The sequence below is a fragment of the Catellatospora sp. IY07-71 genome (genome assembly GCF_018326265.1).
GTDB lineage: Bacteria > Actinomycetota > Actinomycetes > Mycobacteriales > Micromonosporaceae > Catellatospora.
On record NZ_AP023360.1, the window covers coordinates 3,142,966 to 3,163,637 of the forward strand.

At 72.7% G+C, this 20,672-nt stretch carries 20 protein-coding genes; 12 read left to right on the forward strand and 8 right to left on the reverse strand.

Annotated features, from left to right (window positions below; translation table 11 throughout):
* Positions 1-131 precede the first annotated feature (131 nt).
* The 5 genes from CS0771_RS14400 (at position 132) to CS0771_RS14420 (ending at position 4,681) form a co-directional block, all read left to right on the forward strand.
* Positions 132-1,139 carry an ABC transporter substrate-binding protein gene (locus CS0771_RS14400; RefSeq protein WP_212841432.1) on the forward strand — a complete coding sequence of 336 codons (1,008 nt, stop codon included), beginning with the start codon at positions 132-134 and terminating at the stop codon, positions 1,137-1,139.
* Positions 1,140-1,147: 8 nt separating this feature from the next.
* Entirely contained in the window at positions 1,148-2,176 is a 1,029-nt protein-coding gene (locus CS0771_RS14405; RefSeq protein ID WP_212841433.1) for an iron ABC transporter permease, read from the forward strand.
* A 1-nt stretch (position 2,177) separates the two neighbouring features.
* Positions 2,178-3,260, forward strand: a complete 1,083-nt coding sequence (locus CS0771_RS14410) for an iron chelate uptake ABC transporter family permease subunit (RefSeq protein ID WP_244870788.1) — start codon at positions 2,178-2,180, stop codon at positions 3,258-3,260.
* Complete coding sequence (locus CS0771_RS14415) at positions 3,257-4,033, forward strand: ABC transporter ATP-binding protein (protein ID WP_212841434.1); 777 nt, start codon at positions 3,257-3,259, stop codon at positions 4,031-4,033. Before CS0771_RS14410 ends, CS0771_RS14415 begins: the two co-directional genes overlap by 4 nt.
* Positions 4,034-4,141: 108 nt before the next feature.
* On the forward strand, positions 4,142-4,681 hold the full coding sequence (locus CS0771_RS14420; RefSeq protein ID WP_212841435.1) for a hypothetical protein: 540 nt from the start codon (positions 4,142-4,144) through the stop codon (positions 4,679-4,681).
* On the opposite strand, the gene CS0771_RS14425 is transcribed toward CS0771_RS14420, so the two are convergent.
* From CS0771_RS14425 to CS0771_RS14445, 5 genes are all read right to left on the reverse strand, one after another.
* Complete coding sequence (locus CS0771_RS14425; RefSeq protein ID WP_212841436.1) at positions 4,651-5,616, reverse strand: permease prefix domain 1-containing protein; 966 nt, start codon at positions 5,614-5,616, stop codon at positions 4,651-4,653. The two genes, CS0771_RS14420 and CS0771_RS14425, sit on opposite strands and share 31 nt — an antisense overlap.
* Positions 5,613-5,951, reverse strand: a complete 339-nt coding sequence (locus tag CS0771_RS14430) for a PadR family transcriptional regulator (RefSeq protein WP_212841437.1) — start codon at positions 5,949-5,951, stop codon at positions 5,613-5,615. The genes CS0771_RS14425 and CS0771_RS14430 overlap by 4 nt, the downstream gene beginning before the upstream one ends.
* Before the next feature lie 257 nt (positions 5,952-6,208).
* On the reverse strand, positions 6,209-6,571 hold the full coding sequence (locus CS0771_RS14435) for a hypothetical protein (protein ID WP_212841438.1): 363 nt from the start codon (positions 6,569-6,571) through the stop codon (positions 6,209-6,211).
* Between the two features lie 129 nt (positions 6,572-6,700).
* The gene (locus CS0771_RS14440; protein WP_212841439.1) at positions 6,701-7,531 is read right to left on the reverse strand and encodes an MFS transporter; all 831 of its coding nucleotides are present in this window, start codon (positions 7,529-7,531) and stop codon (positions 6,701-6,703) included.
* A 27-nt stretch (positions 7,532-7,558) separates the two neighbouring features.
* Entirely contained in the window at positions 7,559-7,918 is a 360-nt protein-coding gene (locus tag CS0771_RS14445) for a VOC family protein (protein ID WP_212841440.1), read from the reverse strand.
* Positions 7,919-8,049: 131 nt separating this feature from the next.
* Here CS0771_RS14445 and CS0771_RS39240 point away from each other — a divergent pair, with 131 nt between their 5' ends.
* From CS0771_RS39240 to CS0771_RS14460, 3 genes are all read left to right on the forward strand, one after another.
* Positions 8,050-10,845, forward strand: coding sequence for a LuxR C-terminal-related transcriptional regulator (locus CS0771_RS39240; RefSeq protein WP_305834807.1), 2,796 nt, complete (start codon positions 8,050-8,052; stop codon positions 10,843-10,845).
* A gap of 65 nt (positions 10,846-10,910) precedes the next feature.
* The gene (locus CS0771_RS14455; RefSeq protein ID WP_212841442.1) at positions 10,911-11,237 is read left to right on the forward strand and encodes a PadR family transcriptional regulator; all 327 of its coding nucleotides are present in this window, start codon (positions 10,911-10,913) and stop codon (positions 11,235-11,237) included.
* Positions 11,238-11,279: 42 nt separating this feature from the next.
* Positions 11,280-12,521, forward strand: coding sequence for a hypothetical protein (locus tag CS0771_RS14460; protein ID WP_212841443.1), 1,242 nt, complete (start codon positions 11,280-11,282; stop codon positions 12,519-12,521).
* Between the two features lie 56 nt (positions 12,522-12,577).
* Here the strand turns inward: CS0771_RS14460 and CS0771_RS14465 are convergent, their stop codons facing one another.
* The 3 genes from CS0771_RS14465 to CS0771_RS14475 form a co-directional block, all read right to left on the reverse strand.
* Positions 12,578-13,879, reverse strand: a complete 1,302-nt coding sequence (locus CS0771_RS14465) for an alpha/beta fold hydrolase (protein ID WP_212841444.1) — start codon at positions 13,877-13,879, stop codon at positions 12,578-12,580.
* Between the two features lie 159 nt (positions 13,880-14,038).
* Positions 14,039-15,529, reverse strand: coding sequence for a hypothetical protein (locus CS0771_RS14470; RefSeq protein ID WP_212841445.1), 1,491 nt, complete (start codon positions 15,527-15,529; stop codon positions 14,039-14,041).
* 114 nt (positions 15,530-15,643) lie between these two features.
* Positions 15,644-16,348, reverse strand: a complete 705-nt coding sequence (locus CS0771_RS14475; protein WP_244870789.1) for a GNAT family N-acetyltransferase — start codon at positions 16,346-16,348, stop codon at positions 15,644-15,646.
* Positions 16,349-16,845: 497 nt separating this feature from the next.
* Here CS0771_RS14475 and CS0771_RS14480 point away from each other — a divergent pair, with 497 nt between their 5' ends.
* The 4 genes from CS0771_RS14480 to CS0771_RS14495 all read left to right on the forward strand — a co-directional run bounded on the left by CS0771_RS14480 (position 16,846) and on the right by CS0771_RS14495 (position 19,866).
* On the forward strand, positions 16,846-18,441 hold the full coding sequence (locus CS0771_RS14480; protein WP_212841447.1) for a polysaccharide lyase family 1 protein: 1,596 nt from the start codon (positions 16,846-16,848) through the stop codon (positions 18,439-18,441).
* A gap of 122 nt (positions 18,442-18,563) precedes the next feature.
* Positions 18,564-18,827, forward strand: coding sequence for a hypothetical protein (locus CS0771_RS14485; protein WP_212841448.1), 264 nt, complete (start codon positions 18,564-18,566; stop codon positions 18,825-18,827).
* A 73-nt stretch (positions 18,828-18,900) separates the two neighbouring features.
* On the forward strand, positions 18,901-19,389 hold the full coding sequence (locus tag CS0771_RS14490; RefSeq protein WP_212841449.1) for a hypothetical protein: 489 nt from the start codon (positions 18,901-18,903) through the stop codon (positions 19,387-19,389).
* Between the two features lie 45 nt (positions 19,390-19,434).
* Positions 19,435-19,866 (forward strand): hypothetical protein, encoded by a 432-nt coding sequence (locus tag CS0771_RS14495; RefSeq protein ID WP_212841450.1) that lies wholly within the window; start codon positions 19,435-19,437, stop codon positions 19,864-19,866.
* Positions 19,867-20,672 lie beyond the last annotated feature (806 nt).

Here is a 20,672-nt window from a genome sequence, read left to right on the forward strand (position 1 = left end):
CGGTGGCCTTTGGGTGGCTCTTTACCAATCTGGAATGTGACCCAGGCCACTTGAAGGGTTCCCGACTCCAGCAGGGGTGGTTAGCCTTACCTAACTTTAGGTTGCCCTTCCTTAGTGAGAACGGAACCCCTATGCGCACCTGGCGTCCGATACTGGCCGTGGCGGCTCTGAGCCTTACGCTCGCCGCCTGCGGTTCGACCGACACCCCCGGCGACGCGGCCCCCACGTCGGCCGGGCCGTGGCAGTTCACCAACGGCAACGGCGAGGTCGTCAAGGCCGACAAGACCCCGACCCGGATCATCGCGCACGCCGGTGAGGCCGCCGCGCTGATGTCGTTCGGCATCAAGCCGGTCGGCGTCTACGCCGACGAGTCGGTCAAGACCGACCCCAACCTCAAGGGCCTGGACCTGGCCGGGATCGAGATCCTCGGCGAGGAGTGGGGCAAGATCGACGTCGAGAAGGCCGCCTCGCTGCGCCCCGACCTGATCGTCGCCGACTGGTGGCCGGCCGAGAAGGCGCACAGCGGCCTGGAGGAGGGCGTCGACGAGAAGAGCAAGAAGCTCAAGGAGCTCGCTCCGATCGTCGGCGTCTCGCAGGGCAAGTCGATCCTGGACCTGGCCGAGGGCTACGAGAACCTGGCCAAGAGCCTCGGCGCCAAGGTGGACGCCCCCGAGATCGCCGCGTCGAAGAAGCGCTTCGAGGACGCGCTGGCCAAGTTCAAGGAGGCCACCGCGGCCAAGCCGAACCTGACCGTGCTGGCCATGTCCCCGTCCGACGACAAGGTCTACGTCGCCAACCCGGAGTACGCGCCGGAGCTGCTGGACTTCCAGAAGTGGGGCCTGAAGGTCGTCAACCCCGACAAGCCCGACCCCGGCTTCCCGTACTGGGAGAACCTGAGCTGGGAGAACGCCGACAAGTACCAGCCCGACCTGATCCTGTGGGACGGCCGCTCGTACACCGAGACCGCCAACGCCGAGTGGGGCAAGAAGCAGCCGACCTGGTTCGCCATCAAGGCCGCCAAAGCGAACGCGGTCGTGTCCTGGCCGGCGTACTGGCTGCACACCTACGGCCACTTCGCCACCGAGCTGGAGAAGCTGACCACGGCGATCAAGGCCGCCGACGAGAACATCGGCTCCTGAACCTCCGCATGAAAAGCGCAACAGTACGGGCACGGCGAGCACTGGCCCTCGGGCCGGGGCTCGCCGTGCTCTGCGTCATCCTGGCCCTGGTCGCGTTCCTGAGCGTCACCCTCGGCTCCCGTGACATCGGCCTGCCCGAGGTGCTGCGCGCCCTGGCCGGTCTCGGCGGCGGCTCCGCGATCGAGGACACCGTCACCCTCGAACTGCGCGTGCCGCGCACCCTGCTCGGCATCCTGGTCGGCGCGGCGCTCGGCGTGGCCGGCGCGATCCTGCAGGGCGTCACCCGCAACCCGCTCGCCGACACCGGCATCATGGGCGTCAACTCCGGCGCGGCGGCGTGCGTGGTGCTGGCCATCACCGTGCTCGGCGTACGCGGCGTGAGCGTCTACATCTGGTTCGCCTTCGCCGGGGCCATCCTCGCCACGCTGCTGGTGTACGCCATCGCGTCGCTCGGGCGGGAGGGCGCCACGCCGGTCAAGCTCGCCCTGGCGGGCGCTGCCGTGACGGCGGGCATGGGCTCGCTGACCACCGGCATCGTGATGACCAACGTGGACGCCCTCAACGAGCTGCGCTTCTGGCAGGTCGGCTCGCTGGCCGGACGGTACGCCCCGATCCTCACCGGGGTAGCGCCGTTCCTGATCGCCGGGCTGATCGCCTCGCTGGCCTGCGGGCGGGCGCTGAACGGGCTGGCCCTCGGCGAGGACGTGGCCCGCGGCCTCGGCCAGCGCGTCGGCCTGACCCGCGCCGCGGCGTTCGCGCTGGTCGCGGTGCTCGCCGGGGCGGCCACGGCCGCGTGCGGGCCGATCGTGTTCGTCGGGCTCATCGTCCCGCACCTGGCCCGGTTCATCTGCGGGCCGGACTACCGCTGGATCCTGCCGTACGCGATGCTGCTGTCCCCGATCATCCTGCTGCTCGCGGACGTCGTCGGCCGGGTCGTGGCCGCTCCCGGCGAGCTGCAGGTCGGCGTCGTGCTCGGCGTGCTCGGCGCGCCCGTGTTCGTCGGCATCGTCCGCTACGGCAGGTTGTCGGAGGCCTGAGATGACCGCGATGATCACCCCCGGCACCAAGACCCCGCAGGTCCGCGCGGCCGGTGCCACCGCCAGGGCGCTGCGCGCCACGCGCCGCCGCCGGGCGGTGCGCGCGCTGACCGCCACCACCGGGCTCACCGTTGCCGTGATCGGCCTGTTCGTGCTCACCATGATGGTCGGCAGCTTCCGGCTCACCGCGCAGGAGGTCGTCACCTCCGTGCTGCACCTGGCCGACAACCCCAGCGTCGACTTCGTGGTGCGCGGCCTGCGGCTGCCCACCGCGCTGTCGGCGTTGACCGTCGGCCTGGCGCTCGGCTCCTCCGGCACCGTGTTCCAGCAGCTGCTGCGCAACCCGCTCGCCTCGCCCGACTTCGTCGGCATCACCGCCGGGGCGAGCCTCGCCGCGGTCACCGGCATCGTGCTGTTCCAGGTCGGCGGGCTGGCCGTGTGCCTGCTGGCGCTGGGCGGCGCGGTCGTCGCGGCGCTGCTCATGTACGCCCTCGCCTGGCGGGACGGGGTCAGCGGCTACCGGTTCATCCTCATCGGCATCGGCGTCGCCGTGTTCTTCGAGGGCATCACCGGCTACATGCTGACCAGGGCCGAGCTGTTCGAGGCCCGGCAGGCGATGCACTGGCTGACCGGCTCGGTCGGCCAGGCCAGCGACGCCGAGCTGAAGCTGCTCTCCGCCGCGCTCGTGGTGCTGCTGCCGCTGGCGGTGCTGCTGTCACGGCGGCTGCGGGTGCTGGAGCTGGGCGACGACTCGGCCCGCGCCCTCGGCGCGCGCGTCGAGCTGACCCGCGCGGTCCTGCTCGGCACCGCCGTGCTGCTGGTCGCGCTGGCGGTCGCGGTGGCCGGGCCGATCGTGTTCGTCGCGCTGGTCGCCGGGCCGATCGCCAACCGGCTGCTCGGCCCCGCCACCGGCGGCATCGCCGCGGCGGCGCTCGTCGGGGCGGCACTGCTGCTCAGCGCCGACCTGATCGCCGTACACCTGCTGCCGACGCCGCTGCCGACCGGTGTGGTCACCGGCGCGGTCGGCGCACCGTACCTGCTGTGGCTGCTGGCCACGACGAACCGACAAGGAGCGGGCGGATGACCCGACTGCGCGCCGAAGGGCTCACCCTCGGCTACGACGCCCAGCCGATCGTGCGCGACCTCGACGTCACCGTGCTCGACGGCAAGGTGACCGCGATCGTCGGCGCCAACGCCTGCGGCAAGTCCACGCTGCTGCGCGGCCTGGCCCGGCTGCTGCGGCCGCGCGCGGGCACCGTCGTGCTCGACGGCAAGGCGATGGCCGAGCTGAGCACCCTGGAGGTCGCCAAGGTGCTCGGGCTGCTGCCGCAGGCGCCGGTCGCCCCCGACGGGATCACCGTCGCCGACCTGGTCTCCCGCGGCCGCTACCCGCACCAGGGCTGGTTCCGCACCTGGACCGACCGCGACCACGACGCCGTCGCCCGCGCCCTGGACGCGACCGACACCGCCGACCTGGTCGACCGGCCGCTGCGGCAGCTGTCCGGCGGGCAGCGCCAGCGGGTATGGGTCGCGATGGCGCTCGCCCAGGACACGGACCTGCTGCTGCTCGACGAGCCGACCACGTTCCTGGACATCAACCACCAGGTCGAGCTGCTGCGCCTGCTGCGCAAGCTGAACGGGGAGTCCGGCAAGACGATCGTGGCGGTGCTGCACGACATCAACCTGGCCAGCCGCTACTGCGACCACATCATCGCGATGGCGGGCGGGGCGATCGTCGCCGAGGGCAGCCCGGCGGAGGTCATCACCGCCGAGCTGATCGCGAAGGTGTTCGGCCTGGAGTGCGTGGTCCTCACCGACCCGGTGGCCGGTACGCCGATCATCGTCCCGGCCGGCTAGCCGGGCGCGGCAGGTCCGTGCCCGTGGGGCTGCGGTTTCGGGGAAACTGCACGCCTGGGCGATGAGCCGCGTGCAGTTTCCCCGAAACCGGGGGTCCTGCTGCGCCAGGTGTCGCCGGGGGAGCTCGACTCCCGGCTGCTGGCCGAGGGCGTCTACCGGGACAGCGCGTACGCCGTCGCCATCCCGGGCTACCGGCCCACCGACCGGGACTACGGCGGTGGCGTCGGCGGGGGCGAGTTCCAGCCGGTGGATCCGGCCGCGATCCCGGCGCCGAAGTTCATCTCGGTCGTCGCGTATCGGCAGGTCTTCCCGAACGAGCAGCTGTGCGGGCAGCCCACCGCGATCGACTCCAACCTGTACCAGGGCGGGTGCGCGAAGGAGCCCGGCGGCCTCGTCTACCGGCACAACGAGATCATGCACGGCTACCAGGTGCGGATCGGACAGCGATACGTCGAGGTGCACGGGACGCCCGGCGTGCCGCACGAGCTGCTGCGCCAGGCCGCCCGGAGCCTGCGCCCGGCCACCGAGGCCGACCTGGACGGCGACTTCGAGCCGACGGCGGACGCCGAAGCTCCCGTCACGCCGCTCGGGCAGTGTGACGGGAGCCTTGTCACGGCTCAGGCGGCGGTGACGCCCCGGCGGCGGTAGTCGGTGTAGGCCTCCACCAGCGAGGTGATCACGACGACCACACCGGCGATCATGGCGCCGCTGCTCGCCCACTTCACCGCGATCGGATCCCAGCCCACGGCGTCGGCGAACGCCGGGTTGACCAGGTGGGACGTCGCGCCGACCGCGATCAGCGCGGCCGCCCCGGCCAGGTCCACCAGCAGGATCGCCAGCGCCCGGGAGAGCTGCCAGCCCAGGTAGAAACGCAGGTAGCGGGTGACCAGTCCGACGAGGACGAGCGCGGCGAAGGCGTAGATCGCGCCGGTGTCCCACAGCCAAGGGTCCAGCGGCCCGACCGGGTCCCCGGCCGCGTCGCGCACCGGGCTGGCGTACGGCGAGATGAGCAGCGCCACGACGAACACCACCGACAGGGCCGTGGTCGCGATCAGCTCCCCGAAGCGCGCCCGTCGGCTGGGCACGGTGCTGTCCGGCAGCGCGTCCGGTGTCCAGTCCTGGCCGGTCAGCGGGTTGCGCACGCCGCCCCGCTCGATCGCCACGAAGCCGATGGTGACCCAGAAGAACAGGTGCATGGCCGTGGTGATGACGGAGCTGATGCTCGTACCGATGATCGTGCCGACCTTCGCGCCGCCGAGCACCTGCGCCAGCGCGACCGCGCCGGCCACGGCGGGCAGCACGATCGCGGCGAGCGTCTTGAGTAGCCGCGTGTAGTCCAGGAAGTATGCCGGGCCGATGAGGTGCTGGGGCGAGTCGGCGTAGCCGGCCGCGAGCCGGGCCGGGTCGCCGAGGTCGCGCAGCACCGCGTACTCCGCGGTGGTGGCGTCCTCGCCCGCGTCGACCCGCCCGTCGACCGCGTCGGCGATCGAGGCGCGCAGCTCGCGCTCGATGTCGGCGCGGCGGGCCTCGGGCAGCCGGGTGACGGTCGCGGTGACGTACCGGTCGGTGAGGGTGGCGGTCATGATGGCTGTCCTTTCAGGGCGCGGAAGGCGTGGTCGAGGGAGTCCCAGTCACGGGTGAGGGCGTCGGCCATGGCGTCTCCCTCGGGGCTGGTGCGGTAGAACTTGCGCGGCCGGGCCTCGTCGGTGTTCCAGTCGCTGACGAGCAGGCCCTGCTTCTCCAGCCGGCGGAGCAGGGGGTAGAGCGTGTTGGCGTCCACCGCGAAGCCGTTGCGGTCGAGGTCTTCGAGCAGCGCGTAGCCGTAGTTGGGCTGGCGGAGGATCAGCAGGCAGGCGAGCACGACGGTGCCGCGCCGCAGTTCCTGCAGGTGATTGCTGAGCAGTTCATCGCCGGACATGCATCACACGATAGTGTGTGCCACACACTATCGCAACCGAAACTCATAGTGTGTGCGCAACGCTGCTGGACAGGCCGCATCGGACCGTGCTGTTCGCGGCTCCGAGTAGGCATGATCGCGAGTTCGTGTCGAAACCTTGTGCCACACCGCAGTTCTTGACACGAACCAGTGATCAAGCCGCGCACCCTGCGGACCGCGGTGGTTAAGAAGGGCACCTTCCTCTACGCAAGGCGTTAAGAAGGTGCCCTTCCTTCCGCTCAGGACGTGGGGTGGGCGAGTGCGGGGCGGAGGGCGGCGAGCAGGCGGGCGGCGGCCACGGCGGTGCCGAGGGCGATGGTGAGCACGGCTGAGAGCAGCAGCGTGGGCTGGGCGCCGAGCGCGGACACCGCGGGACTGCCGGCCAGCACGCCGAGCGCGGTCGCCGGGAGGGTGAGCGCGGTACGCGTGGCCAGCACCTGGCTGAGCAGGTGCGGCGGGCTGGTGCGCTGGAACAGCGCGGTGCAGATCGCGGTGAACGGGCCGTAGATCAGGCCGCCCACGGCCAGGCCGAGCAGCCCGGCCCACGCGGTGCGGGTCAGCGCGAGCGGCAGCAGCGCCGCGCCCCACCCGGCGATGATCACGACGACCACCGTGGACAGGCGCAGGTGACGCAGCAGCCCCGCACCGAGCCCGCCGACGACCGAGCCGACGCCGAACGCGGTCCAGTACGCGCCGAGCAGGGTGGGTGCGCCGTGCAGGTCGTGCGCGACCTAGATGGGCAGGGCCACCTCGACCGGCCCGTACAGGAAGAAGAAGACGCAGGTGACGGCGAGCAGGCCGAGCAGCCGGGGCTGCCGCCGGATGACGCGCCACCCTGCGGCCGCCTGCCGCTCAGGCTCCGCCGGGGCGGCCGGGGCGGTCAACCGGCGGCCGGTGACGGTCGCGGCGCTGATCGCGAGGATCGCGAAGCTCGCCGCGTCGATGCCGATCACCCAGCCGGGCCCGGCGAACGCGGCCACGACTCCGGCCAGCGTCGGGCCGACCAGCACCGCGGCCTGCTGCAACGTCGAGATCAGCGCGTTGCCGGCGAGCTGCTCCTCCTCGGGGAGCAGTTCGGCGACCAGCGTGTAGGTGCCCGCGCTGCCCCAGGCGTGCAGCAGCGACGATCCGGCCAGCAGCAGCACGTATCCCAGGGCGCTCAGGTGGCCGGTTACGGCGAGCACCGCGATCGTGCCCAGGGCGAGGGCGCGCAGGGTGGCGTCGAGGGTGACCAGCCGGGCGCCGCTGAACCGCCGCACGAACCGGCTGAACAGGGCCGCGCCGAGGGTCGCGGGCAGGGCGTACGCGGCCACGGCCAGTCCGGTCCACACGGCGGCCTGCGGTCCGGGCACGAGCTGCACGGCCAGCCAGGCCACCGCGACCATGCTCATGCCGTCGCCGAGCGACGAGGCCGCGACGCCGGGCAGGATCCGGCGCAGCTGCGGCTGGCGCAGCACCGGGGCGTACGTGCGCAGATGGCTTCGGGCCTCGCTCGCGCGGCGGGCCCGGGGCGCCGCCGCCTCCTCGGCGGAGGCGGTGGCGCGCACCGGGGACTCGCTCATGGCGGTTCTCCTTGTCCGGAAGGGGTTTCAGTTGTCCTGGAGCAGGCCGAGCACGTTGCCGTCGGGGTCGGTGACGGTGGCCACCAGGCGGCCGCCGCCGACGTCGTGGGCGGCCTCCCGGACGGTGGCGCCCGCGGCGGTGACCTCGGCGAGCTTCACCGCGAGGTCCGGCACGTGCCAGTAGGTCACCGGCGAGGTCATGCCCTGCGGGCCGCCGCCGGGCACCAGCCCGATGTGCTGACCGGCGACGTCGAACCCGACGTAGAAGGTGCCGTCGGTCTGCGGCGCGACGCCGAGCAGCGCGGCGTACACGGCCTTGGCCGCGGCGAGGTCCGACACCGGGTGCAGCACGGTCCGGGCGCCCTGGGTGGGGGAAGAGCCGTTCATCGTTCACTCCTTGCTCGTGGGCTTTCTGAACTGGTCACAGCATTTCGCCGGAGGGGGTGCCGCCACATCCGTGCCGACCACGGAACCGGCCACGGACCGGCGCACGGAGCGGGTACGCGAGAATGGATCGTGTGACGGTGACGGTGGACATCTCAGCCCGTGAAGCCGAAGTGCTGACGCTGCTCGGCGAGCACCTCAGCAACGCCGAGATCGGCGCCCGGCTGTTCATCTCCGTACGCACCGTGGAGAGCCACGTCTCATCGCTGCTGCGCAAGCTGGAGGTGGCCGACCGGCGGGCCCTGGCCCAGCGCGCCGCCGAGCTGGCCGGTCCCGGCCGCGCGCAGCCCGCGCCGGTCCTGCCCACCCCGCTGACCTCGTTCGTGGGCCGTGCGCAGGAGCGCGCCGAGCTTGCCGACCTGCTCAAGAACCAGCGGCAGGTGACCGCGCTCGGGCCGGGCGGTGTCGGCAAGACCCGGCTCGCGCTCACCGTGGCCGCGCAGGTCGCGGGGGAGTATCCCGACGGGGTCTGGTTCGTGGACCTGGTGTCGGTCACCGACCCGGGCGCGTGCGTGGTCGCCGGTGCGGTCGCGTCGGCGCTGGGCCTCGGCGAGCAGCCCGGCCGGGCCATGGACGAGTCCGTCGTGGCCACCCTGGCCGACCGGCACGCGCTGCTCATCCTCGACAACTGCGAGCAGGTGCGCGACGGGGTGGCCCCGTTCCTGGAGCGGCTGCTGGCCGGCGCGCCCCGGGTGACGGTGCTGGCCACCAGCCGCGCCCGGCTCATGGTGCCGTTCGAGCGGGTGTATCCGGTGCCGCCGCTGTCGCTGGCCGAGGACGGCGATTCGGACGCGGTCGCGCTGTTCCTGGACCGGGCCGGGGCCGTGGGCCTGTCACCGGATCCCGCGCAGCACGAGCGCATCGCGCAGGTGTGCGCCCGGCTGGACGGCATGGCCCTGGCCATCGAGCTGGCCGCCGCCCGGCTGCCCACGCTCGGGCTGGACGGGCTGACCGCGGCGCTGGCCGACCCGCTGCGCATGCTGGCCGGGGGCTCGCGGGCCGACGAGCGGCACCGGTCCGTACGCGCCGCGCTGGACTGGAGCTACTCGCTGCTGGACCCCGCCGACCGGGCGCTGCTGGCGCGGGTGTCGGTGTTCGTGGCCCCGTTCACCGTCGGCGCGGCGGCGCAGACGGCCGGCACCGACTTCGCCGACGCGGCCGACGGGCTGGCCCGGCTGGCCGAGCAGAGCCTGCTCACGGTCACCCCGGCCGCGGGCGGCACCCGCTACCGGGCGTTGGAGACGGTCCGGCAGTACGGCACGCAGCGCCTGGCCGACACCGGTGAGCTGGACGCCGCCCGCGCCCGGCACCTGCGCTGGTGCCAGGACGCCGCCGCGGAGCTGGCCGTGGTCCGCGAGGACTGGCGGGTCCGGTTCGACCAGGCCGCCGACGACTTCCGGGCCGCCCTGGCCTGGGCGGTGGAGCGGCCCGAGCAGCGCGCGAACGTGTACGACCTCGCGCGGCGCATGGCCGAGCTGACGTTCACCCGCACCTACGTCGGGGAGTCGCAGCTGCGCTTCGAGCAGGCGGCCGCGTTCGCCGACGACCCGGCCGCCGCCGCCGAGCTGCTGCGCCGCGCCGCCGCCGTGGCGGGCTGCCGGATGCGCGGCGACGACATGTACCGGCTGCACCGCGCCGCCGCCGAGGTCGCGCTGGCCGTCGGGCAGCCCGCCCGTGCCGCCGCCGACCTGGCCACGGCCGGTAACAACAGCTACCGGTTCTGGAGCAAGTTCGAGACGCTGCCGCCCCGCGACGAGGTGCTCGGGCTGATCACCCGGGCGGGGGAGCTGTCCGGGGACGACCCGGCGGCCCTGGCGGCGGTCGCGCTGGCCGAGGCCGGGGTGCTCGCCGACGCGTACGGGGCCGCGCAGGGCCCGGCCGTAAACACCGTCGCGGAGACGGTCGAGCGCGCCGAGCGGGCCGTGGAGCTGGCCCGGCGCACCGGCGACCCGCTGGCCGAGTCGGCCGCGCTCGACGCGCTCACCGGCTCGCGCAGCTGGTCCGGCGACACGTTCGGGGCGGCGGCCACCGCCCGGCGGCGCATCGAGCTGCTCGCGTCCCAGCCGGTGACCCCGGAGGTCACCCACGAGCTGCTCGACGCGCTCGGCAACGCCACCGAGGCCGCCCTCGGTGCGGGCGACCTGGCCGCCGCCCGCCGCTGGGGGCGGCAGCTGGCCGACCACCCGCTGCTGGCCGAGGTCGGGCACCGGGCAACCAGCTGGCTGCTGGTCACCGACGCGATGGCGGGCGACGTCGGCGAGACGCTCGCCCTGGCCGACCGCTTCCTGGAGGCGTGGGAGCGCAACGGCCGCCCCGCCCGGTCCGTGCTCGGCCCGGCGGTGGCCGCGATCTCGATGGTCCACTCGCTGCGTGGCGACGACGCCGCCCGCCGCGAGTGGGACGAGATCATGGGGCAGCTCGGTGCGCCGCCGGAGCACGTCTACGGCTACGGCGCGGTGTACGACGCGATCTGGTCGCTCCACGAGGGACGGCCGGAGCAGGCGCTGGAGCGGATGGCGCCCGAGCCCGCAGACGTGTGGAAGTGGGTCTGCTGGATCTGGCTGCACTGGTACGCCGCGCTGCGGGCCGAGGCCGCCGTGCTCGCCGGGCGTCCGGACGCCGCCGCGCGGCTGGCCGCGGCGCGCAAGGCCGTCGACGGGAACCCGGTCGCGGGCGCCATCGTCGAGCGGGCCCAGGCGCTGCTGGACGGGGACGCCGGGGGGCTGCTCGCCGCGGCGGCCGCGTTCGAGGCGGCGGGCTGCCGCTACCAGTGGGCGCGGACCCTGGTGCTCGCGGGCGGCGAGCACGCCGGACGCGCCGCCGCCGCACTGTCCGAACTGGGCCTCGCCCCGATGGCGCCGCGCCGCTGACCTGCGTGTGCCATCCGCCGCGGAGGGCCTTGCGCGATAACTCTATCTAGGTAGATATTAGTTGCATGGTACGCGTACGACAGCCCTCACCGCAGACCGCGGCCGTGCTCGCCGCCCTCGCCGCAGCGGGCGACGGCTGGAGCCACGGCTACGACCTGTGCCGTGCCCTCGGCCTGAAAGCGGGCACCGTCTACCCGATCCTCATCCGCCTCGCCGAACGCGGGCACGTGGACACCTCCTGGGAGACCGATCCGCCGCGCGGCCGCCCGCCCCGCCACCTCTACCGGCTCAGCACCGCGGGCGCCGAGCTCGCCCGCTCCCTCGCCGCCTCGGCCCAGGCCGCCGACAGCGCCACCCCAGGCACCGCCCGGCTCGCGCCGCGCACGGCCTGACCTTCGACCGCCCGCCCCACCCCTGCCGTTCGGAGGCTCCCGATGCTCGAATTCCTGCTCTTCCTGGTGGTGTTCATCCCGGCGCCGCTGCTCGCGGTCATCCTGCTCGCCGTGCGGCTGCGCGGTGCCGTACGCGACGGCGGCTTCGGCGGTCTCGGCCCCCGCACCGTGGCCGCACTGCGCGCCGGCACCCGGTGTCCCGTCTGGCGAGCGCTGGCCACGGTCACCGTCGCGGCCGCGGTCCTCACCGCCGCGCTGGAACAGGCCTATCTCGCCTCGGTCGCGAGCGGACCGGGCTGGGGCACCGACGTGGCACTGCTCGCCGTGGTGCTCGGGCTGCTGGCCTCGCTCGCCTGCGGCGCACTCGCCGCGCTGGCCGGGGCCACCGTGGCGCGCGCTCGCGGCTTCGGCGCCGGGACCGTCGCCGGGCTGCTCGCTCTCGCCGCCGTCGCCATCGGCGCCACGGCCGCGCACCTGCCGCTGTACGCGGTGTACCGCGCCGACCCGGCGAGCTTCCCTACCGTGGCCAACCTCGCGGAAGGCGACCTGCTCATCCCGTTCCAGGTGTTCCTCGCCTCGCTGATCTGGTCACTGCCCTGGCCGGTGCTCGGCGCGGCCTACGGCGCCCGCAGGGTGCCCACCGGCGACCGGCCCGCCACCCGCGACCTCTGGCAGGTGCTGCTCGACCTGGCCACCACTGATCTGCCCGAGAGCCGGGCGGCTTGGGGTGCGGCACTGCGCGCCGAACTCGCCGCGATCGAGCCGCCTGCCGAGCGCCGCAGATTCGCCCTCGGTGGCGTGTGGACGGCGCTGCGGACCGGGCGGGCGCGGGGTGCCTGGGTGCCCGCCCTCGGCGTGGCCGTCGTCGCGGCCGCGAGCATGTTCGCCGCGTCCCGCTGGTCACTGGCGTATAACCGCGGCGGCATCCTGAGCTACTGGATCGGTGTGCCGACCACCCTGCTGTTCGTGGTCACCATCGCCACGGCCTGGCGGCACCGGTCCTTCGGCGTGGCGCTGCGCACCGGTGCCCTGGCCGGGCTCGCGGCCATGCCGGCGGTGCTCGCCGTCAGCATCCCCGAGTCCGTGGTCTGGTTCCACCGGCGGGCCGGTTACCTGAGCACCGGCGACGCGGTGCCACCGACCTGGCAGGACGCCGTCAACGACGTGCTGCGGCCGGAATTCCTCCTCGCCATGGTCGTCTTCTGGGTGATCGGGGCGGTCAGCGGCGCGGGTCTCGGCGCCGCGCTGGCCCGCCTGCGTACCCCCGGTGTGGTCGGCAGCTGACCGCACCACGGCGGCCGCCGCACCGACGCCGGTGCGGCAACCGCCGGACTCGCCGGTCAGAGGTCGGGTGCGGTGAGCGCGATGCGATCGGTGGCCGAGGGCCAGTTCGGCACCACGTACTGGAACGTGCCGCCCCCGGCGCGGGACTGGACGGTCACGGTGATGCTGCCGCTCGCGTCGGCGCTGGCCGGGACGTACACGTCGGCGGCCGAGATGAACGTCTCGTCGAAGTCGGGCAGCGCCGTCGTCAGGTCGGTGCGCCGGTCCAGGTGCTGGTCGTGGGCGAACATGCCGATCACACGCTTGCTGCGCGGCGCGGTGACGCCGTTGAGGATGTTCGTGCCGTTCACGGCCAGCGCGTCGCTGCCCGTGCCCTGGTCACCCCACCACTCCTTGTAGCGGGTGACGGTCAGCGCGCTGTGTCCGGGACCGACCGGCACCCGGGCGCTGATGCCCTCGCCAGGCCGGTTGGTCAGCAGCCGGATCAGCCGGTCGGTGCGCCGGAACGGCGGCAGGTACTGGTGCTGCACCTGCCCGCCCGCATGGTTGACGGCGAACTCGTAGCGGGCGGCCGGGTCGGCGGTGAACGGACCGAACGCGGCGTCCGCGCCGATGGTGAACTGCGCCAGGGGAGTGGCGGTCAGGCGGCGGCCGGTGGTGGCGCTGACCTCGTACACGTCGACCCGCACCCCGGTCGCGGCGGCATTCGAGGGGAACAGCACCGCCTTGCCCGACAGCGTCACCGGCCCCGTCTCGGCCGTGACAGCGGTCGTGGCCGGGCTCGCCCCGGTGAAGAAGCGGAACATCTGTGTGAAGCTCTGCGTCGAGGTGACGGTCTGCGTGTGGGACTGGTCGCTCTGGTACACGTTCGTGGCGCCCCAGATGCGCCGCAGCGTCGAGCCCTCACCCCAGATCGCGAGCGTGGGCACGCCGCCCGGACGGCTGAACGCGGTGGCCCCGTCGAGGTTCACGTAGTGCGCCACCTTCGCCGCCCGCGAGCGCGTGTCCAGGAAGCTGTGGCTGAGGAAGGTGCCCAGCGAGTGGGCCACCAGGTCGACCTGCGCCGCCCCGGTCTGCTGGCGCAGCTGGTCGATGCGCTGCTCCAGCCGGTTGAGCACCTGGGCGCTGCTCTCGGCGGTGAAGCTGTAGTCGTAGTCGATCGCGTCCACGAAGCCGACGGGATAGCCGTTGCTCGCGAAGCGTTTGGCCTGCGTCTCGAACTGCGCCGCGGAGCCGGCGGCGCCGTGGAGGAAGATGACCGGCCGTGGCGCCGCGGCGGCGGCCGGTCCGGCGTTCACCGCCACGGCCACGCCGGACAGCAGCGTGGCGGCCGCCAGCGCGCTGAGGACCTTTCGCATGGATCCACCTCTCATTCACCAATGTGGATGATTCGAGGCGATGCTATGGCCGGGGGTGTTGCCGTCGGGTCGGCGAAATCACCTGCCTTGTGCCGAAGGCGATGAAGAGGGCGGCTCCCCGGCCGGGGAGCCGCCCTGCGAGAGGCGTTCGGAGAGCGGTTACTGGTACGAGACGAACACCGGCGACGGCTCGACCGCGAAGGTCTGCTTCGGGGAGAACGTCGGCTTGTCCTCGTCGTAGAAGTTCTTCCAGCCCCACCAGACCTGGGCCGGCGCACCTGCGCGCACGTTGTCCCAGGTCGCCATCTTCTCGCCGGCCGAGCCGAAACCGTCCGCGTGGATCACCACGCTCAGCTCGTCGGCGCTGGTGTCGATGGCCGACCGCCCGGTGATCATGTCGGTGCGGAACTGGTGCAGCATCAGGATCTTCTGCGGCAGCCGGTTGGCGCGGGTCAGCTCGGCCAGCCAGGCGGCCGTCTTGTTGATCTCGTTGCCGCTGACCGAGCCGATCTGCACCATGTGGATCTGGTGCGGCGCCAGCCGCCACTCCGGGTCGAGTGCGAGCCCCACGTGCGGCTGCTTGAGCAGCTCGGCGTACCGCTTGGCCTGGGTGAGGAAGTCGGTCCGGCCGGGCTGCAGGTCGAGCAGGACGTAGATGCCGGCCCGGCCCGCCGCGTCCACCCACGGCCGCAGGTGCTCCACCGTCGACTCGTTGGAGTAGTCGCCGTCCGGCCCGGGGTCGCTCGACGCCACCGTCGTGATGATCTCGAACGCGGGCACCACCGGCTCCTTGACCAGGGCGCTGTACTGCGCGGCGACCTTGCGGGCGCGGGTCACCGCCTTGTCGACCGGCTGCTCGCCGAGCGAGCCGAGACCGGCGTCGCCCGGGTGCCCGTACAGGGCGATCATGCGCCGGTTCGGGAACACCACCTGGCGGCCGCCGGGCAGCAGGATGCCGGTCGCGGCGGTGTCGATCCGGTTGCGCAGCCGGTCGGCGGGGCCGAACGCGCTGCCCAGGCCCAGCACGTGCGTGCTCTGCCGGGCCGCGATCGTCTTGATCACCTCATCGTCGGCCCGCGGGTCGGGATCCTTGATCACGAGGACCTGGGCGCGGCTCGCCTTCGCGGTGGCGGTGGCCGCCGCGGCCTCCGGCCGGTCGAGGGCCAGCACGAGCAGCTTGTCCAGCGGCGCCGCGGCGCCGAGCCGGGGCAGCTTGCCCGCCTGGTACGCCTGCACCTCGGCCCCCTCGACGGGATGCTCCTTCGCCCAGCCGGCCGCGGCGTCGCCGACCGGGATCAGCGTCTCCGGCGCCAGCCGGGCGAGTTCCTCGCGCAGCGCGGCCGCCGTGGCGTCCTCGGCCGTGGTGAGCAGGACGGGCACCCCCAGCTCGACCGCGGCCGCGCCCGCGTTCGCCATGCTCGCCTGATCCTGGTCTCCCACCAGGACCACGGCCGGAGCATGGCTGAACAGCGCACGGCTGGCCTGCAGGGCGAGTTCGGCGCCGGTGGCGCCGGCCGCGACGGTGGTCACGTCGGCGGGCAGGACGGTCCGGGACGTGGCCCGGGAGTCGGAGTCGAAGGCCGCCACGGTGCATCCGCCGGTCAGCAGGACACAGGCGAGCAGGGCAGGACGAAGCCTGGACAGAGCCATGGTGCGCCTCACAGGGTTCAGCAACCACGAAGTGGACATTCTGCTCAAAAGGTAACGTCCTGATCGCACCCTGTCCGGCGATTCGCCAATCGCCACGAACCTGCCGGTCGCGCCTCAGCCGGGCCTGGCCGGACCCCGCTGCGCCGGGACGTGGACCGTCGCCATGGAGATCTCGCGCCGCAGCCGGAAACCGAGCCGCGCGTAGAGCGCGATCGCCGCGACGTTGTCGTCGTGCACGTGGAGGAAGGCCGTGTCGCCGCGCTCGCGTACCGCCGCGATCACCGCCCGGGTCAGCCGCAGCGCCAGACCCTGCCGCCGGTGGGCCGGGTCGGTGCACACGGCGCTCAGCTCGCTCCAGCCCACTGGGCGCAGCCGCTCGCCGGCCATCGCCACCAGCGCGCCCCCGCGCCGGATGCCCAGGTACACACCCAGCTCCAGGGTGCGCGGCAGGAAGCGGCGGCCGTGGCGATGGCGGGCGACGAACGCCGTGATCTCCGGCAGGTCGGCGGGGCCGAGCCGCACCGCCTCGGCGTCGGGGCATACCGCCATCTCGCCGCTGTCGACGAGCTGCAGCCCCAGGCCGATGTTGGTGAGCGCCCAGCCCTCGGGTGGCGCCACCACGACCCCCGCCCCCGGCCCCGCGTCCCCGGCGGTCAGTGCGGCGACGTCGGCCCAGTCCGCCGGGCCGGGCGGATCCGGGATCGCGATGAACCGCAGCATGTCCGGCGGGTAGCGCAGGATGCGCCCGCGCCGCTGGGCCAGGTGGGCGTGCGGCCCGGACAGCGCCGACCGCACCGGGTCGTCGAGTGGATGCGTCACCGTCTCATGTTCGTCCATGGGCGACGGTCCGCGGGATGTCCGCCGGATCGATCAGCGTTCCGTCTCTCGCGGACCTCCGTCGCCGTGCGGTGACCGTCCGATGACCTCTGGTGCTGCAACAATCCTGCAAACGGTGATCCATTGACTTCGAACCGCCCGCGGCGCACCGTGTTAACGGGAATGCGCTTTCCCGAAACACCGGCGGGGCGGGCGACCTGCCGGGCGTGACCGGGGTGTGCGGGCATCGGCCGCCCACCGTTGCCCGATCGGACACCTCCGGCTCACTAGGGAAGACCCACGGTTCCCCCGGTTCGGCGCAGGTGCAGGCGCCGGCGGGCCCGAGCATCCGGGCCGCGGCAGACCGCCGACCACTTCGACATGACCACCCGCATCCGGGTCGACGAACGACCTGCCCGGCGAGGGCGGCGGCCGCGAGGACCGCCTGCTCGGCCCGGAGGCAGCGGCGACGCCCGATTTCGAAGACGAAGGTGAGACAGATGAAGCGCTCAGTCGTAGTACGGCTGCTGGCGGCGGGGGCCACCGCGGCCACCGCCGCCGCGATCGGCCTGACCCTCCAGGTCCCCCAGGCGGCGGCCGCCGTCGGCGGCGTGACCGGCTACGCCACCCAGAACGGCGGGACCACCGGCGGCGCCGGCGGCCAGACCGTGCAGGCGTCCACCGGCACCGCGATCCACGCCGCCCTGTGCAACCGGGCCAGCAGCAGCACCCCGATCATCATCCAGGTCTCGGGCACGATCAACCACGGCAACACCGCCAAGGTGTCCGGCAGCAGCTGCAACACCGCTGACGGCGTGATCGAGCTCAAGGAGATCAGCAACGTCACGATCATCGGCGTCGGCAGCGGCGCGATCTTCGACCAGCTGGGCATCCACATCCGGGACTCCAGCAACATCATCATCCAGAACGTGACCATCCGGAACGTCAAGAAGTCCGGCTCACCCACCTCCAACGGCGGCGACGCCATCGGCATGGAGAGCACCGTCCGCCGGGTCTGGGTCGACCACGTCACCCTGGAGGCGTCGGGCGGCGAGTCCGAGGGCTACGACGGCCTGTTCGACATGAAGAACGACGTGGAGTACGTGACGCTGTCCTACAGCATCCTGCGCAACTCCGGCCGCGGCGGCCTCATCGGCTCCAGCGAGACCGACACCGGCAGCGGGTACATCACGTTCCACCACAACCTGTACACGAACATCGACTCGCGTACGCCCCTGCTGCGCGGCGGCATCGCGCACATCTACAACAACCACTACGTCAGCCTCAACGAGTCCGGCATCAACTCCCGGGCCGGGGCGCGCGCCAAGGTGGAGAACAACTACTTCAAGAACTCCAAGGACGTGCTCGGCACGTTCTACACCGACGCGGCCGGCTACTGGCAGGCCAGCGGCAACATCCTCGACAACGTGACCTGGTCGTCCCCCAGCTCGGACACCAACCCGGCCGGGCCGAGCATGCCGTCGAACACCACCGTCAGCATTCCCTACTCCTACAGCCTCGACGCGGCCAGCTGCGTGCCGTCCGTGGTCGCCGCGACCGCCGGCGCCAACAAGGGCCTGCAGGTGTCCAACGGCAGCTGCACCCCGGTCTCGCCGACCGCCGGCCCGTCGGCCAGCCCCACCCGGACCGCGGGCCCGTCGCCGTCGGTCAGCCCGACCCGCTCGCCCAGCACCTCGCCGACGGCGTCGCCGAACCCGCCGAGCGGGACCAACCTCAGCCTCGCCTCCGGCGCGGGCGCGGACGGCTCCAGCAAGGCCGACGGCACCAGCTACGGCAACGTCCGCGACGGCAGCCTGAGCACCTACTGGTCGCCGACCGGCGCGACCGGTGACATCTCGGTCAAGTGGGGCTCGAACGTCACCGTGGGCCGGGCCGTCATCCGGGAGCCCTCCGGCACCTCGGGCAGCATCGGCTCGTGGCAGCTGATCAACTACAACACCGGCGCCGTGCTGGCGTCGGGCAGCGGGGCGGGCACCATCACCTTCACCGCCACCTCGCTCAGCAAGATCACTTTCCGGATCAACAGCTCGTCCGGTGCCCCGAAGGTCGCCGAGTTCGAGACGTACGCGTCGTAGCGGACATCCGCTCGCGCAGGTCAACGGGGGCCGTCGGCAGCGACGGCCCCCGGTTCCGTCTGCGTGGGGCGGCGGACCTTGCCCTGTTTCGCGATGATGGTTCGAGCCAAGGAGGAGACATCATGACGCCGCCGCCCGCCGAACCCGCCGAGCCCTCACCGTCGGCGGCATCAGCGCCGCACCACCCTGCGGACTCGCGCGAGTTCCTGGCGTGGGCCCTCGTGTCGGGTGTCCTGGGGCTCCTCATCGCGGTGGGCGCGCAGGCGGCTCCGTGGACGGTCGTCAGCATCTTCTTGCTCGGGCTGTCGCTGGTCTGCGCCGGTGGACACATCGCGGCGGTGATCGCCAAGCAGCATGCGCTGTGGCGCGAGGGCCGGGGACGATGAGCGGGCACCCCTGATCCGTCCGGCAGGCCGCTCCGGGACGCCGGGCCGGGTGCGGGATGCGTACCCTGGCGGCGTGTTCTGGCTGTGGTGCGTACGGCTCTGCGTCCTCGGACTGGGCTGGCACGCGGGTCTGCTGATCTACGGCTTCATCCCGCCCGCCGGGCCGATGCCGGAATGGCTCGTGCTCTGCTCGGTGGTCGCCGTCCTCTGCGCGGTCGTCCCGTGGCGGAACATCGTCTTCGACCAGCAGGCGCGCAAGCTGTGGCGGGCCCGGCCGCGCTGGTGGCCGTGGAGCGTGCTGGGCGCCGTGCTGCCCGCACTGGTCGCCGTGGCCGCGTCGGCCACCCGCCTCGTGCCCGCCGACACCGGCGGCGAGCGTGGCATCGCGGCGGTGTCGATCCTCGTGTTTGGCCTGTCACTGCCGGTCTATGCGGCCTGCCACCGGGCCGCGCACGGCGACCGGCAGACTGGGCCGGTGCCGGTGCCGGTGCCCAGGTCGGTGCGCCGCGCCCGCGAACGGGCGGCGCGACGTGGAGGCACCTCAGGAGCGGCCCGGCGCTGACGGCTTCGGGGCGCGCGGCGAGCGTCTGCTTCGTACCCTGTCGGCGTGTACTGGCTCTGGTGCGTGCGGCTCAGCCTGCTCATCCTCGCGTGGGACGCGGGTCTGCTGATCCACGGCTTGACGCCCGCGTCCCGGCCGCTCCCGCCCCAGCTCACGACCGCCACCGCGTTCAGCGTCATCGGGGCGGTCGGCATGTACGCGGCGATCGTCGGCTACTACAAGGTGCGGGTGCTGTGGCGCGCGCGCCCGCGATGGTGGCCGTGGAGCCCGGCGGCCGTCGTACTGCTGAGCCTGGTAACGATGGTCATGGCGGGCTCGGGGCACCCCGACCTGAACGACACCGCCGGAGAGCCCGGTGCGGCGATGCTGTCCATCATCGGGTTCGGCCTGTCCCTGCCGGTCTACCTGGCGTGTTCCCGCGTCGACCGGCGCATCCGGCCGCCAGCCCGGGTCGCCCGGACGAAGAAGGTGCACTGATCACTTTCAGCACCGGCCGGTGGGTCGATCTGGGACACACCTCGCTGGCAGAAATTGACGCTCCACGTCGGGAACTGCTGTTGCACGTCCTTGACAAGCAAGCTCGCCACCTGGTCCGGGATGGCATCGCGCTGGTTCTGGTCGAGTAGCGTGGTCATCTGACCTCCACTGGTAGTGAGTGGTGGGCGGAGGGCGGCCGACGTTGCGAGCGGCAGCCTGTCCTCCGCGACTGTCTATGTGGTTGATCGATGGTGCCGAGGTCGCCGAGGCAGCGCGCCCAGACGCCAGAAGGCGGCGTGGGCGAGGATCCTGGACGGGCAAGGCGTGATCTCGCCGCAGTTGGCGCACACGCCCGTGAACGGGACATTGTCGAGATGCTGCTCAATGAGTGCCTGGGCGGCGGCCGTGGTCTCCGGCAGCCGAACGACACCACGGGCGAGGACGCTTATGGTCACGGAGTCTCCGCTTCTGCAGATGTCAGTACTCGTTCGGCCCAGAGCCGGGTGGTACAGGGATGCGGAACGCAAATCCCGAACTGGGCGCAACCCGAGCACCATCCCTCTTCGGTCGATGTGTGGGATCCGGCCGCGGTCTGGGCGGCTGGAACCAGCGCAATGAGATCGTCGGTGCGGGTCATGCCGACTCCTCGCGATCGTTGATCTGGCTCAATGTCACGCCTAGGCTTTTCTGGACACGAACGGGAGGGATCGGCATCACCTCCCGCCCGTGCCGTGTGAACAGCGTCGCCCGAATCTCGGGCGGGCTGAAGGTGGGCGGCGTTAGCCGCTGCGTTTGCTAACAGATCG

What these genes read in the sequence shown, in the direction of transcription:
- CS0771_RS14400 (WP_212841432.1), top strand. Translation starts at nt 132, where the DNA reads ATGCGCACCTGGCGTCCGATACTGGCCGTGGCGGCTCTGAGCCTTACG.
- CS0771_RS14460 (WP_212841443.1), top strand. Translation starts at nt 11,280, where the DNA reads ATGCTCGAATTCCTGCTCTTCCTGGTGGTGTTCATCCCGGCGCCGCTG.
- CS0771_RS14430 (WP_212841437.1), bottom strand. Translation starts at nt 5,951, where the DNA reads ATGTCCGGCGATGAACTGCTCAGCAATCACCTGCAGGAACTGCGGCGC.
- CS0771_RS14405 (WP_212841433.1), top strand. Translation starts at nt 1,148, where the DNA reads ATGAAAAGCGCAACAGTACGGGCACGGCGAGCACTGGCCCTCGGGCCG.
- CS0771_RS14445 (WP_212841440.1), bottom strand. Translation starts at nt 7,918, where the DNA reads ATGAACGGCTCTTCCCCCACCCAGGGCGCCCGGACCGTGCTGCACCCG.
- CS0771_RS14480 (WP_212841447.1), top strand. Translation starts at nt 16,846, where the DNA reads ATGAAGCGCTCAGTCGTAGTACGGCTGCTGGCGGCGGGGGCCACCGCG.
- CS0771_RS14440 (WP_212841439.1), bottom strand. Translation starts at nt 7,531, where the DNA reads ATGAGCGAGTCCCCGGTGCGCGCCACCGCCTCCGCCGAGGAGGCGGCG.
- CS0771_RS14410 (WP_244870788.1), top strand. Translation starts at nt 2,178, where the DNA reads ATGACCGCGATGATCACCCCCGGCACCAAGACCCCGCAGGTCCGCGCG.
- CS0771_RS14415 (WP_212841434.1), top strand. Translation starts at nt 3,257, where the DNA reads ATGACCCGACTGCGCGCCGAAGGGCTCACCCTCGGCTACGACGCCCAG.
- CS0771_RS14470 (WP_212841445.1), bottom strand. Translation starts at nt 15,529, where the DNA reads ATGGCTCTGTCCAGGCTTCGTCCTGCCCTGCTCGCCTGTGTCCTGCTG.
- CS0771_RS14485 (WP_212841448.1), top strand. Translation starts at nt 18,564, where the DNA reads ATGACGCCGCCGCCCGCCGAACCCGCCGAGCCCTCACCGTCGGCGGCA.
- CS0771_RS14455 (WP_212841442.1), top strand. Translation starts at nt 10,911, where the DNA reads ATGGTACGCGTACGACAGCCCTCACCGCAGACCGCGGCCGTGCTCGCC.
- CS0771_RS14425 (WP_212841436.1), bottom strand. Translation starts at nt 5,616, where the DNA reads ATGACCGCCACCCTCACCGACCGGTACGTCACCGCGACCGTCACCCGG.
- CS0771_RS14465 (WP_212841444.1), bottom strand. Translation starts at nt 13,879, where the DNA reads ATGCGAAAGGTCCTCAGCGCGCTGGCGGCCGCCACGCTGCTGTCCGGC.